General features: G+C 68.1%; 15 protein-coding genes, 1 tRNA gene and 1 pseudogene. 10 read left to right on the forward strand and 7 right to left on the reverse strand.

The window, feature by feature from the left end; all coding sequences use genetic code 11:
* The first annotated feature begins 19 nt into the window (after positions 1-19).
* Positions 20-799, forward strand: coding sequence for a phosphate ABC transporter ATP-binding protein PstB (gene pstB, locus QNO14_RS10680; RefSeq protein WP_257505267.1), 780 nt, complete (start codon positions 20-22; stop codon positions 797-799).
* Between the two features lie 22 nt (positions 800-821).
* On the opposite strand, the gene QNO14_RS10685 is transcribed toward pstB, so the two are convergent.
* From QNO14_RS10685 to QNO14_RS10705, 5 genes are all read right to left on the reverse strand, one after another.
* Complete coding sequence (locus QNO14_RS10685; RefSeq protein WP_257505268.1) at positions 822-1,706, reverse strand: aminodeoxychorismate lyase; 885 nt, start codon at positions 1,704-1,706, stop codon at positions 822-824.
* 242 nt (positions 1,707-1,948) lie between these two features.
* The gene (locus QNO14_RS10690) at positions 1,949-2,590 is read right to left on the reverse strand and encodes a DNA-directed RNA polymerase subunit beta (protein WP_257495504.1); all 642 of its coding nucleotides are present in this window, start codon (positions 2,588-2,590) and stop codon (positions 1,949-1,951) included.
* 47 nt (positions 2,591-2,637) lie between these two features.
* Positions 2,638-3,933 (reverse strand): anti-sigma factor, encoded by a 1,296-nt coding sequence (locus QNO14_RS10695; protein ID WP_257505269.1) that lies wholly within the window; start codon positions 3,931-3,933, stop codon positions 2,638-2,640.
* Positions 3,930-4,529, reverse strand: coding sequence for an ECF RNA polymerase sigma factor SigK (sigK, locus tag QNO14_RS10700; RefSeq protein ID WP_257495503.1), 600 nt, complete (start codon positions 4,527-4,529; stop codon positions 3,930-3,932). The genes QNO14_RS10695 and sigK overlap by 4 nt, the downstream gene beginning before the upstream one ends.
* 34 nt (positions 4,530-4,563) lie before the next feature.
* A complete protein-coding gene (locus tag QNO14_RS10705; protein WP_257505270.1) occupies positions 4,564-6,282 on the reverse strand; it encodes a cytochrome c biogenesis protein CcdA in 1,719 nt (572 codons plus the stop codon).
* Between the two features lie 129 nt (positions 6,283-6,411).
* Between QNO14_RS10705 and QNO14_RS10710 the strand changes: the two genes are divergently transcribed.
* From QNO14_RS10710 to QNO14_RS10730, 5 genes are all read left to right on the forward strand, one after another.
* Positions 6,412-7,065, forward strand: coding sequence for a fasciclin domain-containing protein (locus QNO14_RS10710; RefSeq protein ID WP_257505271.1), 654 nt, complete (start codon positions 6,412-6,414; stop codon positions 7,063-7,065).
* Between the two features lie 189 nt (positions 7,066-7,254).
* A complete protein-coding gene (locus tag QNO14_RS10715) occupies positions 7,255-8,805 on the forward strand; it encodes a serine/threonine-protein kinase (protein WP_257505272.1) in 1,551 nt (516 codons plus the stop codon).
* A gap of 23 nt (positions 8,806-8,828) precedes the next feature.
* Positions 8,829-8,901: transfer RNA gene (locus tag QNO14_RS10720), tRNA-Lys, on the forward strand.
* Between the two features lie 341 nt (positions 8,902-9,242).
* Positions 9,243-9,674 carry a hypothetical protein gene (locus QNO14_RS10725; protein ID WP_257505273.1) on the forward strand — a complete coding sequence of 144 codons (432 nt, stop codon included), beginning with the start codon at positions 9,243-9,245 and terminating at the stop codon, positions 9,672-9,674.
* 1,198 nt (positions 9,675-10,872) lie between these two features.
* The gene (locus QNO14_RS10730; RefSeq protein ID WP_257505274.1) at positions 10,873-11,298 is read left to right on the forward strand and encodes a hypothetical protein; all 426 of its coding nucleotides are present in this window, start codon (positions 10,873-10,875) and stop codon (positions 11,296-11,298) included.
* A gap of 199 nt (positions 11,299-11,497) precedes the next feature.
* Here the strand turns inward: QNO14_RS10730 and QNO14_RS10735 are convergent, their stop codons facing one another.
* The gene (locus QNO14_RS10735; protein ID WP_257505275.1) at positions 11,498-12,043 is read right to left on the reverse strand and encodes a uracil-DNA glycosylase family protein; all 546 of its coding nucleotides are present in this window, start codon (positions 12,041-12,043) and stop codon (positions 11,498-11,500) included.
* A gap of 111 nt (positions 12,044-12,154) precedes the next feature.
* Between QNO14_RS10735 and QNO14_RS10740 the strand changes: the two genes are divergently transcribed.
* Together QNO14_RS10740 and QNO14_RS10745 are read left to right on the forward strand one after the other, a co-directional pair.
* Positions 12,155-12,382, forward strand: coding sequence for a hypothetical protein (locus tag QNO14_RS10740; protein ID WP_257505276.1), 228 nt, complete (start codon positions 12,155-12,157; stop codon positions 12,380-12,382).
* Positions 12,383-13,239: 857 nt separating this feature from the next.
* A pseudogene (locus tag QNO14_RS10745) lies at positions 13,240-13,479 on the forward strand (recombinase family protein); the annotation flags it as partial.
* A 583-nt stretch (positions 13,480-14,062) separates the two neighbouring features.
* Here QNO14_RS10745 and QNO14_RS10750 read toward each other — a convergent pair.
* On the reverse strand, positions 14,063-14,782 hold the full coding sequence (locus QNO14_RS10750; protein ID WP_257505277.1) for an SDR family oxidoreductase: 720 nt from the start codon (positions 14,780-14,782) through the stop codon (positions 14,063-14,065).
* Between the two features lie 125 nt (positions 14,783-14,907).
* Here QNO14_RS10750 and QNO14_RS10755 point away from each other — a divergent pair, with 125 nt between their 5' ends.
* Both QNO14_RS10755 and QNO14_RS10760 read left to right on the forward strand, forming a co-directional pair.
* On the forward strand, positions 14,908-15,360 hold the full coding sequence (locus tag QNO14_RS10755) for a MerR family transcriptional regulator (protein WP_257505278.1): 453 nt from the start codon (positions 14,908-14,910) through the stop codon (positions 15,358-15,360).
* Between the two features lie 59 nt (positions 15,361-15,419).
* Positions 15,420-15,683, forward strand: a complete 264-nt coding sequence (locus QNO14_RS10760) for a hypothetical protein (protein WP_257495488.1) — start codon at positions 15,420-15,422, stop codon at positions 15,681-15,683.
* Positions 15,684-15,699 lie beyond the last annotated feature (16 nt).

A 15,699-nucleotide genomic window follows, 5' to 3' on the forward strand; every position in this document is an offset into this window, starting at 1 on the left:
ACCTGAAGGAACCAGACAGTTGTCCAAGAGCATCGAAGTCAACGACCTGAACGTGTACTACGGCGATTTCCTCGCCGTCGAGGGCGTCTCCCTCGAAATCGAGCCCCGCAGCGTCACGGCATTCATCGGCCCCTCCGGCTGCGGCAAGTCGACGTTCCTGCGCACCCTCAACCGCATGCACGAGGTGATCCCCGGCGCGCGCGTCGAGGGCCAGGTGCTGCTCGACGGCGACGACCTCTACGGCCCGACCGTCGACCCGGTGCTGGTGCGCCGGCAGGTGGGCATGGTCTTCCAGCGGCCCAACCCGTTCCCCACGATGTCGATCAAGGAGAACGTGCTGGCCGGGGTGAAGCTCAACAACAAGCGCATCTCGAAGTCCGATGCCGACGACCTCGTCGAGAAGTCGCTGCGCGGCGCGAACCTCTGGAACGAGGTCAAGGACCGCCTGGACCGTCCCGGTTCCGGCCTGTCCGGTGGTCAGCAGCAGCGTCTGTGCATCGCGCGGGCGATCGCGGTGTCGCCGCAGGTGCTGCTGATGGACGAGCCCTGCTCGGCCCTGGACCCCATCTCGACGTACGCGATCGAGGAGCTCATCGACGAACTGAAGGCCGAGTACACGATCGTCATCGTGACGCACAACATGCAGCAGGCATCGCGTGTGTCCGACAAGACCGCGTTCTTCAACATCGCGGGGACCGGCAAGCCGGGCAAGCTCATCGAGTACGACGACACCACGACCATCTTCACCACGCCGTCGCAGAGGGCCACCGAGGACTACGTCTCCGGCCGCTTCGGGTAAGCCCGGGGGGGTGCGGCTGCCCTCAGTCGCGCGGACTCAGCAGATACCGATTGGCGGATGCCGTCAGCTCGGCGTCCACCGCCAGCGGCGTGCCGTCGACCGCGGTGATGGGCGCGGCCAGTCGCACGCTCGAGACGAGCCACGCGGCATCCGCCGTTGCGAGCTGATCGACGGGAATCGTCTCGTACGCGGTGGCGAACCCCTGCTGCTCGAGGTGCGTGAAGAGGCTGAGCTGGGTCGTCCCCTGCAGGATGCCGCCGTTCGCCGCGGGGGTCACGAACGTGTCGCCGCGGCGGAGGATGAGCGAGGCGGTGGGCGCCTCGAGCACGAATCCGTCGGAGGTGACGAAGACGGCATCGTCGGCCCCGCGGCGCTTGGCCTCGCGGATCGCAGCCATGTTCACCGCGTACGAAAGCGTCTTCGCGCCGAGGAGCAGCCACGGCGCGCGTGAGGGCAGGTCGAGGGCGTAGCCGCGGTCGAGGGTGACAACGCGCACGCCGTCTCGTCGCGCCGCGGTGAAGTCGGATGCCGGTGCCGCCGTGACCCACGCCGTCGGCGCGGGTCCGTGCTCGACGCCGCGGCTGAGGATGAGCTTGATCACCGACTCCCCCGGGCCGCACGCGGCTGCGGCCTCGGCGATGGCCTGCCGCCACTGCGAAAGGTTGGGGGCAGGCAGATCGCAGATGCGGGCGGAGTGGGCGAGCCGCTCGAGGTGGGCGGTGGCCTCTTGCGGATGCCCGTCGACCACCCCGATGGACTCGAAGATGCCGTCGCCGCGCTGCGTGCTGAGCTCGCCGACGCTGAGGGCCGGCGCGGCCGGGTCGATGACGGTGAACGTCGCCGCGAAGTCGTCGCGGGGATCGTCAGCGGCGGAGGGGTCGATCATGAGCGCGGTGGTCCAGGCCATGGGGCGAGCCTACGCGTCGGAATTCCTGCCGAGGAGGCGTGCCGGCGGCGCGCGCGGAAGTCGGGTTGCCCACAGAGGACGTGCGAAGGGGAATGCCCCCTTGCGGGTCTCGGTTACACTTGATCAGCCGGGCCGCAGTAACCCCGGGCTCCATCTTTCGCCGCCATGAGCGGCCTCGCGCCGAGAGGCGTTCTGCGGCCCGGCACTTTTCTTTTCCAGGCCGTTGCGCGCGTGCCGCGGAGTCAGGTCAGCGAGTCGCGGCGCCAGAGGGCGGCGCACGACGTCAGGTCCCCGGCGTAGGTCGACAGCCGCAGGGCGCGCGTGGTCAGGGCGCTCGCCCGGTCCGACTCGGTGCCCTCGTAGTCATCGGCCAGGTGCGTCGCACCGCTGGACTGCACGCGGCAGAACGCCGCGGCCCGCTCCAGCGCGACCGCGAAGTCGCCGGTGAACAGCCCCCGCAGGATCGTGTCCACGAGGGTCACCAGCTCCTCCGGCCCGGCCGGGGTGGGCGCTCCCGCCACAACGGGATCGACGGTGACGCTCGCCAGTCGGCCGCGGTCGTAGAGCAGCGCCGCGGTGTGCGGATCGTCGTGGATCATCAGCTGCAGCAGGTACAGCCGCCACAGCGCGCCCGGCAGCGACCGTGCAGGCGACTGCGACCACAGTTCGGCGATGTCGTGGATGCCGTGACGATCGGTGAACCCGATGAGCCGCTCCACCACCTCGGCGTCCTGCTGTTCGCGCACCCGGGTCAGCAGCGCGTGCGCGGTCGCATGCGCGACCCGCGACACTTCGGCAGGATCGTCGGCGGCGAACCGCCGATCGAAGGTCTCGGAGGGCCGCCGGACGGGCTTGTGGAACGGGTTCCCGGCGTCATCGGTCATCAATCCAGGGTACCGCCGGGCCCGTGGACCGGGCCGGCACTCCCCGCTCAGGCCGTCGGCACCGCGACGATGGGGTCACTCGTGGGCATGCCGCCAGGCGCGCCCCCGGCCGGCTCCACCGTGACCGCGATGACGTCCCCCGGCTGCACCTCGCCCTCGACGACAGTCGTGGCCCTGCTGCCCGCCTCGGGCTCGAAGGTGCCCGCGGACAGGGGCTCGTCATCACGGATGACCCACAGCTCGAACGTCTCGTCGTCCGGGATGGTCGGCAGCCCCTCAGAGACCAGCACCGCCTCGCCGCGCTCCGCGGACCAGTACGCCGTCGCCGTCAGGCCGCCCTCCATCACGACCGTGGCGGACCGCGCGTCGGGGGCGTCGTTGATCTCGTCGAGCGCGACGACGGAGGCGGGCCGGTTCAGCCACGTGTGCAGCACACCGGCACCGAACCCGACGCCTGCGAGCAGCGTCAGGCAGGCGGCGAGCGCCAACAGTCCGCGCGTCCACCGCCGACGCATCACGGCCTGCACCGTGGTCGTGGTCGGCGGCTCGTCGACGCCGTCCGAACTGGATGCCGGCTGCACGGGCGCCGGCGACGTGTCGACCGTGGCCCACCGGAAGAGTCCGGTCATGGTGGTGGGAGTCGTGTCGGTACGGGGACCGTCCGGGGCCTCCCCCGCGGCCGGCGGCGCGGGAGGAGCCGGTGGAATAACCGTTGCAGGCACAGGGGGTGCGGCGGGAATCGGCGGCGGCGGCATGCCCAACACCTGCGTCGCGCCGCTGTCAGGCGCATCGCCGGCAGGCCCAGCCTCGTCGGCCTCAGGCGCGTCGGTACCCGTCGCCGGGGAATCGGCCGCATCGACATCGGTGGGCACAACGTCCGCGACGTGCGTCGGCGTGTCCCCATCGTCCGCATCCGTCGTATCAGCATCGGCTGTCTCGGCGTCACCCAAGCCCGTGGCATCCGTCCCCGGCACATCCGCGTCGCCGAGGTCCGTGGCATCCGCGTCGCCGAGGTCCGTGGCATCCGCGTCGCCGAGGTCCGTGGCATCGGCCTCAGCCATCGCGTCCCCGGCCCACGCAACCGCGCCGCCGTCACCACCCACCGCCCCCTGCTCCCGCGCGAGGGCCGCGACACGCACCAGCAGCATCGACCGCGCCGTCAGCGGCGGCGCAACGCGCTCCACTCCGTCGGCGAGGGCCGCGGCGGTGGCGGCATCCGCTCGCACGATGGGCTCCCATTCCGGGTGGGCGGCGAGCGCCTCCCAGTACCGGGCCTCGTCTTCGTGCGACAGCGCGTTGAGCGCGTGACCGGCGGCGAGCTCGGCGAACTCCTGCTCGTTCATGGGGTCACCCCCATCGCGGCGCGCAGGCGCGACAGCCCGTCGCGCATGCGGGTCTTGACCGTTCCGAGCGGCGCGCCCACCATCACGGCGATCTCACTCTGGCTGTAGCCGCCGTAGTACGCGAGCACGATCGCCTCGCGCTGCGCGATGGGGAGGGTCGACAGCGCACTGGCCACCTTCTGCCCCTCCACCTTCAGTTCCACTTGATCGGCGACATCGTCGTGTGCGACGTCGAGGTCACGCAGGCCCGCTCGGCGGTCGCGGTCGGCACTCGACTGCGACGCCCGCACGCGGTCCACCGCGCGTCGGTGGGCCATCGTCAGCACCCACGATCTTCCCTGCCCCTTGTTCGGAGCGAAGCGTCCGGCGGATTGCCACACCTCCAGGAACACCTCCTGCAGCACCTCTTCACTCTGCGACCGGTCGACGAGCACCCGCACGATCAGGCCGAACACCCGGGGCGACAGCATGTCGTACAGCCGCGCGAAGGCGGCCTGGTCCCCGGCGGCAACACGAACGAGGAGGTCGGCGGCGTGGTCGCGCGCCGGTCCGTCCTCCGGTACATCCACGCCGTCGATGACCATCCACTCCAGCATGCACTAATCCCCTCGTCCGCGCCGCGTTTCGCCGTCACCCGAAGGTGAACGAATACGCCTGGATGCCGGCCGGCACCGTGACCTCGATGACCCCCTGCCGGATGTCGCCGGATTCGACGAGCGGGTACGACCTCGGGGTGCCGCCGACATCGAGGGTCGACGCCGGCTCGCCGTCGACGCGCACCTGCACCTGCCCCTCCCCGGCCAGCACCATCCGCACCTCGCCGCCCGTGAAGCGCAGGCGGATGCCGCCCTCGTCGTCGACCGGCGTCACGAACTGGGTCTGCACATCCCACGAGCCCTCGAGCGCGAACGAGTCGTCGGGCTGATCCCCCGGGTACGCGAACGCGTGGACCCCGGCGCGGTAACGCTCCTCGCCGCCGTAGTTGACGTCCTTCGCCGAGCCCAGGAACGTCTCGGGCGTCGTCGCCCCTTCCTCGGGCGTCAGATCAGCGACGTCGGTGGCCTGCGGCAGCGTGGCATCCGCATCGGCGTCGTGCAGCAGCTCGCGGATCATCGCCTCGGTGGCGGCGTAGTTGCCCTCGCCGAAGGAGATGTGGCGCACGGTGCCCTCGGCGTCGATCAGGTAGTGCGCGGGCCAGAAGCGGTTGCGGTAGTTGGTCCACGTCGACAGCGAGTTGTCGAGGGCGACCGGGTACTCGATGCCGAAGTCCGCCGTGCCGGCGGCGACGTTGGCGGCATCCTTCTCGAAGGCGTACTCCGGCGAATGGATGCCGATGACCTGCAGCCCCGCGTCGCGGTAGGCGTCGTCCCAGGCGACGACGTGCGGGATGGAGCGCTGGCAGTTGATGCACGAGTACGCCCAGAAGTCGATGAGCACCACCTGGCCGCGCAGGTCCGCCAGGTCGACGCCGGCGCCGTCTGGCGTGTTCAGCCACGCCTCGATCCCCCGGATGCCGGGGGCGGTGCCGCACGACTCCAGCTCGGTCGCGCCGTTGGTGCAGTTGTCGAGCTCGCGGTTCTCGTCGGTGACGATGCCGCCGAGGTTGAGGGCGCGCGCGGCATCCTCGTTCTCGGTGAGGTCCCGCTGCAGGTCGGCGGTGTAGTCGGGCACGAGGCGCTGCAGCAGCTGCGGCACGTTGAAGACGAGCCCCACCGCGAGGGCGAGCATGGCGACGCCGGCGGCGATGCGCAGGCCCCGCTCGCGGGTGCGGAACGCGCGGATCCGCTCGATGAGACCGCGCCCGGCGAGCGCGAAGGCCAGCAGCGGCAGGGCGACGCCGATGGCGAAGGATGCCGTGAGAGCGACGGTGTCCACGCCGACCTGTCCGGTCGCGCCGGCGACGATGATCGCCGCCAGCACCGGTCCCGCGCACGGCACGAACACGGCGCCGAGCGCGAGCCCCACCGCGAAGCCGCTCCCCCTGTTGGCGACTTCGCGGCGGGGCAGCCATTGAAAAGGCTTCTCGAGCAGCTGCTCGACCCGAGGAACCAGCAATCCGACACCGATCAGCACGAGCACTGCGATCCCCACCCAGCGGATGACGTCCTGCGGCAGGTTCAGCGCCCCGAGCAGCAGCGAGCCGGCGAGGGTGACGAGGGTGAAACTCGTGACCAGCCCCGCGATGACGAGGTAAGGGCGGCTGCGGCGGGCGGGGATGGTCGTGGCATCCCCCTCGAAGCGCGCGGACTGAGCGCCTCCGGTGAGGAAGATGACCGGCAGCACCGGGAGGATGCACGGCGAGATGCCGGTGATGAGACCCCCGAGCAGGCCGATGACGATGAGCTCCATGGGTCCCCGTTTCTGTCGGGGGTTCTTCGTGCCGGCAGATGGATCGGATTGTTTCCCATCCGATCCCGGGACCGCTCCGAAGAGTTGTCATGGCCGCAGTCCTGGCGGCTTCGAAAACCGGAGGACATCATGCTCAGCAGCAAGAAGAAGATCACCGCAGCTCTGACTCTCACGCTGGCGAGTGCGTTTGCACTCTCGGCATGCTCGATGGGCAGCGACACGGCCACCGACGAGCCGACCGAAGAGGTCGTCGAAGAGGAGATGGTCGAGGAGACGATGGATCCCGCTGCCATGCTCGTGGGCGCCGGCTGCGAGGCCTACGCCGAGGAGGTTCCCGACGGGGCCGGCTCGATCCAGGGCATGTCGCAGGAGCCCGTCGCGATCGCGGCATCCAACAACCCGCTTCTGACGACGCTCACCGCGGCGATCAGCGGCGAGCTCAACCCCGACGTCAACCTCGTCGAGACGCTCAACGACGGCGAGTACACCGTGTTCGCCCCGGTGGACGAGGCGTTCGCGAAGATCGACCAGGCGACGCTCGACTCGCTCAAGACCGACAGTGACACGCTCACGTCGATCCTCACGTACCACGTCGTCGAGGGTCAGGTCGACCCCGAGGACATCGCGGGAATGCACACCACCCTGCAGGGCGAAGATGTGGAGGTGACCGGCTCGGGCGACGAGTGGATGGTCAACGACGCGTCCGTCATCTGCGGCGGCGTGCAGACCGCCAATGCCACCGTCTACCTCATCGACACGGTCCTGATGCCTCCGGCTCAGTGAGTCGCACGGGCCGCGGCGGGGAATCCGCGGTCCGTGGGAGGCGGTGAAGGCCGCCGGCGCAGCGATGTCGCCGGCGGCCTTGTCATGTTTCCGCCCAAACGTCAAGAGCCCTCGCGCAAATACCGGGTTCGTTAGCGTCGTCAGTGATCGGAGCGCGGGCTGGGCCGCCGCCGATCGGCTGGGAGGGCCATGATCGACGCGCGTGTCACCGAGATTGCCGAGGGCACGGTGCTGGAGCGCCGATACCAGCTGCGAAAGCTGATCGGATCCGGGGGCGCCGGCAAGGTCTTCCGCGGCGACGACCTGCACCTGCAGCGTCCGATCGCCGTGAAGGTCATGCACCCTCACGCCGACGACCTCGGTTCGGTGGACCGTGCGCGGGCCGAGATGCTGGTGCTCGCCTCTCTCAACCACCCCTGTCTCGTCACGCTCTTCGATGCGCGCATCAGTCACGCCGACGACGACGTGAACTACCTGGTCATGGAGTACGTTCCCGGGCTCACGCTGAGCGAGCGCCTGAGACAGGGCGAGATGGATGCCAGGGAGCTCGCGGGCATCGCGCTCGACATCGCCGAGGGGCTGCACGTCGCCCACGCGTCGGGCATCGTGCACCGCGACATCAAGCCGTCGAACGTGCTGCTGTGGCGCTCTCCGCTCGCGAACGGACGCTGGCGCGCGAAGGTCGCCGACTTCGGCATCGCCTACCTGCAGAACACCACCCGCGCCACCGCCCCGGGGCTCGTGATCGGCACCGCCGCCTACCTCGCGCCGGAGCAGGCGCGCGGCACGGCGGCCACCCCCGCCGCCGACATCTACGCCCTCGGCATCCTGCTCATCGAGGCCATCACCGGGCACCGGCCCTACTCCGACGCCTCGGGCATCGGGGCGATCACTGCGCGCCTCATCGACCCGCCCGCGGTCCCCGCGTCGCTGCCCGCGCCGTGGCGCGAGCTGCTGCAGGCGATGACCGCGATGCGTCCCGAGGACCGCCCCAGTGCCCTCGAGGTGGCTGTCGCGGCCGCGCGGCTGACCGTGCCGGATGCCATCGCCTCCGACACCGCAACGCCCGTGGCGCCGGTGGCTTCGGTGACTGCCGTGGCTCCCGTGCCTCCCCAGACTGAGCCGATGACGCGCCGCGCACGCGCACGCGCTGCTGCGGCGACCGCCGCCACCGCTCCCCTGCAGCTGCCGACCGTCACGGCTCCGCGGTCGGCGTCGTCGGCCGTGTCGGCCCGCCGCACCGACACCACGGTGCCCGAGGTTCCCGGCTTGACGCCGGTTGCGCGCCCGGCCGCCCGCTACCCGCGGCGCGTGTACGCCGCCGCGGCCGGGGTCGGAGTGCTGGCGGTGCTGTCGGTGTCGGCCTTCTCGGCCGTGATCGGCGCGAGCGTCTCTCAGGATCCTGCGCCGGTCGTGCAGGAGGAACCAGCTCCCGTCGAGCCGGCGCCCGTGGTGCCGGTGGAGCCCGCGGCTCCGGTGGCTCCGGCGGAAGAGGCCCCGGCCATCGTGGCCGAAGAGGTCGAGGCGCCCGCGCCTCAGCCGATCGTGGTCACGCCCGTCGACGCACCGGCGGACAAGCCCGGCCCCGCGAACCTGAACAAGGGCCCGGGCAACAACAGCGGCAACGGCGGCGGCCCCGCCCACACCAACCCGAACAAGGGGCCGGGCAACGGACCCGGCGCCGACAACCCGAACCGCGGACCCGGCAACAACAACGGGAACGGGAAGGGGAACCGCTGACGGCCTACTAGGCTGGAACACGAGGGCCTCTAGCTCAGTCGGTAGAGCATCGGACTTTTAATCCGCGGGTCGTGGGTTCGAGCCCCACGGGGCCCACTTCATTCTCCTCCTCGTCGACCATTTCGCCTTGGTGCGGATGCCGCGCAGGGTCGCCTGCCTGCGGGCTTGAACACCTGATCGGATACCGTCTGCCGGTTGCCTTCGGGGTCCGCTCGTTGACAATTCGTGCGGGCGGGTCTCCTGCGACGCGACTGCCGCGATGGCCATAGTCGACGTCCGCCGACCTGTCACTCACGTCCACGCGCGCAAGGATCCATTCGAGCGAGCGCCTGGAAGCGGAGGGCGCGGGCGCTCGCCCTCGGGGATTATGTCACCTCCCCCATCGTGACGGCGGCAACATCGGCGGAGCGATTCTCGACTAGGCGTAGACGCGGGGCATGTTTCCGGCGTATTTGTTTACCATGCACCTCGTCGCGCTTATCATTCGTGCTTCAGCCACCCCAACCGCCCCGGTCGGCGCAGGTGCGGCCGTCTACGGTTCGCCCGGCTTCTGGTTGGCGGCTGCGGCAGCGTTCGGCGGTCTTCTGCTGATCATTGGTGACACCGTGATCCGATGGAAATCGCTCGCCGCTCAGGCCGAGCTCGCGGGAGCTGCCAAGCGTCTTGCAGACGCATCTATCGCGTCTCAGACCATGGCGAGCACTAATGCAAACGCACCGGATCTTGGACAGTCGCAAGAACAAGTGACTGAGGCAATAAAGGCCTATGAAAAGCTGTTCTTGAAGCACCCGCAGTTGGTGGCAGGGGTGACGCTGCTCGTGATCCCAGTTCTCGTCGTGGGGGGCGTGTCATTCGGATCGACCAGCTAGCGAACTGAACGGATGCCAGCACGAAGACGGTTCCTTCGTTGGCCGCGGCATATCATATTGCCCCGCGAATCTTCCCCCGCATCTCTCAGCTCCAGCGCCCGCAGGACGAGCGCCCCGGATCTGCGCAGCAATCGAGGCGCAGAGACCGGCCCTCCGCGAGACGGATCTCTTCGCAATCGACGCGTGTCCGGGCAGGAATCCGCGCGGGCACTTGCACAGCGCCGTACGTGATCGGGCTGCGATGAGTTGTGTTGAGGATCAGGTAGCCCTACACAGGGACCAAGATTGGTCACTCGATTATGATCCCCGTTTCCGCTTGCTTCTTCTGCATGCACCCATTCACGAAGCTTTTGGCCTGACCTGGCGAGAATGCTGTGACCCATATGTCAGAAAGCGGATCTACACCCCCCGAACCGAACCCCACCTCGTCACGATCTGAGGCCTCAGCCCCGCCCCCGCCGCTGATTTGTGGCGCCTGCGGTGCCGGTTCCCAAGTGGGCGGTGTCGGCCGGTTCAGGAAGATGTCATGCGGAGTCGGCGACGGAACCGGTGCGGGGCAGAGGCGGTATGAGCACCTCGTCGCGATCTTGCCGGCCCATCCCCCAAATAACCCTTTCGTTGATCTTCCCCCAGTCGATTCCGCCGTCCGTCATGATGCCGCCTCGCGGGCGGTATCCACACGCAAAAAGATGTCGCGTGCCGCATCCAACGTCTCTGGCGCAACAAGCGGAGTGATGTTGACAGATTGTCCAGTCCGCTACGCGCTCGTCGGGCTGTTCGCAATCGTCAGCAAGAAGTCGTCCATTGGTCCTCCTCGATCTGCGTTCCCCCGCATCCTATGACTGCTTGAGATCGGACGCCGTTCTCCGGATCCCGACCAGGTTGTAGCTCGTCGAAGTTTCGACGTTCGTCGCCTCTGACCGTGGAGGAGGTGGTTGGGCAGTACGAGCCCGCCCGCGCAACCACTCGCCCGAGGGCCTCCCAAGACTCTGGCAGCTCAACTGGCAGCATCCGAAAGATGCCCACGGACTCAATTAGCCAGGGCGGTTCCGGCGCGTACGGAGGTCCTCCGAGGAGTAGCCCCCGTGCGCGCATAGGGATGCAGAACAAACGCGGTCGAGACTGACTATCGCTGTCGGCGAATCAGCGCGTCGCGCGCATAGACTTCGCTCACGTTCGGGAGGACAACGGTGCAGATGTGGATAGTGCGCGCGGTTCAGTTCACCGCCTAATCAGTGCGGTAGTCATCGGCGCGATTGTCGGGGGAGCGGTAGCGTTCGGCGGAAGATACCTGTTCCACGCCGTCCTGACCTACCTTCGCCCTGATCCGTACCTGTCGTCGGATGTTCAGCCGTTGGTTCTCGCGCTGGTCGTGACAGTCGGAGGCTTTGTCGCGCTAGTCGGCGCCATGATGCGCGCTGCCGCGCACGGTCACGACGGAAACAAGATGAGGCGGTATGACCTCAACGGAAAACTTCTTGCGGTGACGGCCGGCGTGATTGCCAGCCTAGGAGCAACAGGTGCGCTCCCGTTCGAGGTGGGCCTGGTCGTCATCGTGCTAGAGACGCTGGTTCTGCTCGCCGTGTGCATTGTGCTAGTTCGTGCAGTGCCTGACGAACACTAGGGCGCCCAGCTCTGCGCGTCAGCTACATCGCGGCGCAGGGGCCTTCACGGCAGTTGGAGTAGCGAGGAAGGGTCGCTCCCCGCCCCGTCGTTAGTATTCAGCGACCGCAGAGGGATCCCGCCGCGCACCTTCGTGTATTGGCCGGACGAGGACCGTTGACCGGCGTGGCCGCCGGGGGACGCAGAACGCGACGAGACGCTTACCTACCTGTCGCCAAGCGCAGCTCGTCCATAACCCGCTCGACGTTCTCTAGCTTGTCGAATGGCCCTGGCATCCGGAACACCTTCGCCCCCCAAGCAGTCCGCTTCGCCTGAAGTCCTGGCTTCCCTTCCCGGCCAAGAAGCACTTTGACGGGATGCCTAAACACGCAGACGACGAGTTCCACGTTGCGGCTCCCCAACTTCTCGGCAAGGAGTGCGCTCCCATGCCGAATCTCGTCCGGATGCACGTCCTTTTCCCCACGACTTGCGCGCTTTACAATGTCCGTGAACCCTACGCCGGACTCGGCCGCTGCCTCCTCGAACCACCGACCGGAAGTATGCCGAAAGAGCCCTGCCGAGGCGAGCCGCCGCAACTGGGTTTGCCCGACCTGACCCTGATAGTAGTGGCCTGCAGCAACGCTCGCCGGTGCGGGATTCAGGCCGACAATCATGGCTTGCATCTCGGCCGGCCAGACGTCAGCCAAAGTGAGCACGTCAGCGCCCATCCAATCCTCGCGCGCCTGGTATCCGATTAGGTCCGTCATGCTGGCCACCCTAGTTGACCGATACGGCGCGTTCGGCGACCGGCTAACGACCGGAACCTGCACGTGACCGACTAGCTTTCGGTCGACTCCATCCGGTGCGATGGTGGCCGCATGGAGATCATCGAGTGGTGGCCGAAGCTGGACTCCGACGCCAAGGCGTGGCTCATCGCCCACAACGGCGAAGCGGTGTCGCCGGAGGTGATGAGCAAGATCGCGACGGCCGGCGGCTCCGTGACCTCGAGCGCGTGGTGGGTCGGCGAGTCAGGACCCGATGGCTTCTTTCTCTCGGACGAAGCAGTCGACTGGATCGAGGCCGCCGCGAACGACGAACCCGACTGATTCGTGCGCGGCGGAGGACCCTTTACAGGTCGTGCCGTCACGAGTATGGTTCGTGCCAGTCGCGCGCGTAATCGGGGATCGGCGCGCCGAAACTGGGGATCAATGGTGCGCTCCACATTTCGTACGCTCGGAATGATCATGGTACTGGCGGCGTCGGCTATCGCCCTCGCGGGTTGCACATTTCGGTGGCCGCACATCGAGTGGCCGCTCTAGGCGACCAATGAGGTGTCAATGTGGCGATGACCTGGACTGGGTAAACCTCGTCGCCACTGTTGGCTCCGTGGTCGTCGGTCTGGCCGCAGTGATGATCGCATTGGTGATAGCCGAGCGCGAACGAACCAAGCGGGACCTCGCTGCGTATCGCGACGCGAGGCGCGATGCCTACGCCAATTTTCTGAGCGCCTACTACGTTTTTCTGGCCCGAGCTCGGACGCTGTTCGCGCAGCCCGACGCGAGAGTGATGGAGTCGTTGCAAGCGGCGATCAGCAGGCTAGGGCTCGTGGCGCCAGCCCGCGTCCGAAACCAGGTTCGTCGCGTTCGTCGCGCATCAGGCGCGCTCTTTGAAGCAAGGGGCAAATCTCGGAAGAGAGCGCGAGCAGTACTGAGTCTCGAACTGAAAAAGCTCGAACGTGTGATGTATGAAGATGTGAGACCTCCTGGCAGTCCTCAATGGGATGAGGACCGAGACCCTGAGGCCGCTAGCGACGCCGGTGGGAAGGCATAGTCAGTTGCCCGGCGTCAGTGCGCTTGCCCAGCGCAGCGCTGAAGTGAAGCGGGCGCTCTGAGCCCAGGCCAACTGGACATCGTGTTCTTCCTTCGCGCTCTGCTCATGAGCGGCGGTTGCCCATCCTCATCGTGTGGCGTCAGTAGCGCGGCACGACTCTGGGCCTACGGATAGAAGGGTCTCGACCACGGATCAGGACCTCACCGCTCAACGCGACGCGCTCCTGCGTTTGGGCGTTCAGGATGCGCACATCTACGTCGACCACGGCATGACCGGCGCGAATCGCGCTCGACCGGGATTGCGGGAGGCGCTTGCCGCGGTGCGAAGCGGAGACACCCTCGTCGTGACGAAACTCGACCGGCTCGCCCGGTCGACTGCTGTTCAACGTGCTCGCCATGGTGGTGCGCGGACGCGCCCGTCACGCGACGGGTCAGTCCACCTTCTTCAACGGACTAGTTAGTCCCGGTGGACTGGGAGACGTCGCTCGTCTGCGAGCTGACGGGAATATGACAACATCCCGTGCGTGATCGCGAGCCGAATCACCATGTAGATGAGCAGCAGGTTGATGATCAGCCCCAAGAGACCAGCCGATATCACCAGGATCCAGTAGTACGACTGAGTAGGGTCGAGAGGCATGCCTTCAACGTAGTGGTGGCGGCGATCCGTTCCGCTCGCGCCGCGTCGGTAAGGCGTACCTGCGGCCTTTGAGCCAGAAAGCCCACATGCGGATCCTCCTGTGCGCACGCGGGCTGGTGCGCGGCGCTGTCGGCACTACAACGCGGAGCGGCTGGTCGCCCGTTGGGCTGTAGGCCGGGTCGGGCTGATCGTCGTCGGCACGATCCTGCAGCCCGGCCTCGGCGCGGCATCCCTCGTCGCAGCCGGAATGGTGGCGGCGGCAGGGACCGGACGACTCCGCTCGCACGGAGCCACCGGTCCCGGCCGCAGCAGCAGCCCTCTCAGCCGAGCAGCGCAGTGATCTTCGCGTAGAACTCGGCGCGGTCGCCCGCCACCGATTCCTTCACCATCGCGGTCCAGTCATCGACGATCACCTCGATGTCGCCGCGGGCCAGGCCGTCGAACGCGGCGCGCGGCACGTCACGGGGGTCGATCTTGGGCCCGTCGTAGCCGTCCATCATGTCGGTGTCGGCGGCGCCGAGCAGCACGCCCTGAACGAGGGTGCCCTGCGAGGCGAGCTCGAGCCGCACACCGTTGGTCATATTCCATTCCGCGGCCTTCGCGGCCCCGTACGCCCCGGCCCCCGGGCTCACGAACCACGACAGCGCCGAGAGCACGTTCACGATCGCTCCCCCGCCGTTGGCCGCGAGCACGGGACTGAACGCGCGGATCACGTCGAGCGTGCCCCAGAAGTGGGTGTCCATCTCGCGGCGGATCTCGGCGAGATCACTCGTGACGAGCTGGGCACCGCTGGAGATGCCGGCGCTGTTGATGAGCAGCGTCACGTCCGTCGCTGCTTCCGCCGCGGCGACGACCGACGCGTCGTCCAAAAGATCGAGGTGCAGCGGCACGACTCGCGCGTCGTCGAAGTCGAGGCTTTCGGGGCGACGGGCCGTCGCATAGACCTTGCTGGCCCCTCGCTCGAGCAGTTCGAGGACGAACTGCCGTCCGATTCCACGGTTCGCTCCGGTGACGAGGGCGACCTGCTGTGTGACGTTCATTGCTTGTTCTCTTCCATCTGACTCTTCGGTGGCCGGCCGGATTCGGCCCGCCGACGGCTACGCTAAGACCTGACATCAACGTCAACGTCAAGTCCGCGTTCACGCGGGTGCAACAGGAGCGGAGGATGCCGGTGCGCATTGGAGAAGTCGCGCGTCAGGCCGGGGTCAGCGCGCGGGCGCTGCGGTACTACGAGGAGCAAGGACTGCTCTCCTCCGAGCGCACGGACAGCGGCCAGCGGATCTACCCGCCGTCGGCCGTCGAGCGCGTGCGGCTGATCCAGCAGCTGTTCACCGCGGGGCTGCCGAGCCGCACCATCCTGCGCCTCATGCCCTGCATCGAGGCAGGACAGGCGTCGCCCGACGTGTTCGAGCTGATGGCCCAGGAACGCGAGCGCATCACCACCGCCATGGCGGAACTCGCCGCCGCCCGCAACGCTCTCGATCGCCTCATCCAGATCGCGAATCATCCAACCCCGGAGCATTGCCCCGCCCTGCGTGATCCGGCGTGGGCGCCGTACCGCGCCCCCGACGAATCCGCGGCGGGCGCAGTCCCCGTGGGCGCGAGCACGGCAGCCTGACGGCCACCACCCGCCGGCTCAGCCTGAGGCCCGTGTCGCACCCATGCGAGACTCGAACCGTGAGCCTCAAGCAGCAGCGACTTCAGATCGAAGCCAAGCGCAGCACCGGTGTGCTGTTCTGCGTCCTGGGCGCGATCATGGCCGCGGTGAGCCTGTGGGTGCTGCTCGGCGACCCGCAGAACATCGGCGGCTGGCTCTCCGCCGTGACGCCCCTCATCCTCATCCCCCTCGGGGTCTTCAACCTCGTCACCTATCGACGAGAGCTCGCGGCGTTCGAAGCCGAGCACGGCGAGGACGCAGGTCGGCAGGACCCGGTGGCCTGAGGCCCGATCCGGCATC

The sequence above is a fragment of the Microbacterium sp. zg-Y625 genome, assembly GCF_030246925.1.
In the GTDB taxonomy this organism is placed as follows: domain Bacteria; phylum Actinomycetota; class Actinomycetes; order Actinomycetales; family Microbacteriaceae; genus Microbacterium; species Microbacterium jiangjiandongii.

What these genes read in the sequence shown, in the direction of transcription:
- QNO14_RS10705 (WP_257505270.1), bottom strand. Translation starts at nt 6,282, where the DNA reads ATGGAGCTCATCGTCATCGGCCTGCTCGGGGGTCTCATCACCGGCATC.
- QNO14_RS10690 (WP_257495504.1), bottom strand. Translation starts at nt 2,590, where the DNA reads ATGACCGATGACGCCGGGAACCCGTTCCACAAGCCCGTCCGGCGGCCC.
- QNO14_RS10695 (WP_257505269.1), bottom strand. Translation starts at nt 3,933, where the DNA reads ATGAACGAGCAGGAGTTCGCCGAGCTCGCCGCCGGTCACGCGCTCAAC.
- QNO14_RS10735 (WP_257505275.1), bottom strand. Translation starts at nt 12,043, where the DNA reads ATGACGGACCTAATCGGATACCAGGCGCGCGAGGATTGGATGGGCGCT.
- QNO14_RS10715 (WP_257505272.1), top strand. Translation starts at nt 7,255, where the DNA reads ATGATCGACGCGCGTGTCACCGAGATTGCCGAGGGCACGGTGCTGGAG.
- QNO14_RS10740 (WP_257505276.1), top strand. Translation starts at nt 12,155, where the DNA reads ATGGAGATCATCGAGTGGTGGCCGAAGCTGGACTCCGACGCCAAGGCG.
- QNO14_RS10750 (WP_257505277.1), bottom strand. Translation starts at nt 14,782, where the DNA reads ATGAACGTCACACAGCAGGTCGCCCTCGTCACCGGAGCGAACCGTGGA.
- sigK (WP_257495503.1), bottom strand. Translation starts at nt 4,529, where the DNA reads ATGCTGGAGTGGATGGTCATCGACGGCGTGGATGTACCGGAGGACGGA.
- QNO14_RS10685 (WP_257505268.1), bottom strand. Translation starts at nt 1,706, where the DNA reads ATGGCCTGGACCACCGCGCTCATGATCGACCCCTCCGCCGCTGACGAT.
- QNO14_RS10755 (WP_257505278.1), top strand. Translation starts at nt 14,908, where the DNA reads ATGCCGGTGCGCATTGGAGAAGTCGCGCGTCAGGCCGGGGTCAGCGCG.
- QNO14_RS10725 (WP_257505273.1), top strand. Translation starts at nt 9,243, where the DNA reads ATGTTTCCGGCGTATTTGTTTACCATGCACCTCGTCGCGCTTATCATT.
- QNO14_RS10710 (WP_257505271.1), top strand. Translation starts at nt 6,412, where the DNA reads ATGCTCAGCAGCAAGAAGAAGATCACCGCAGCTCTGACTCTCACGCTG.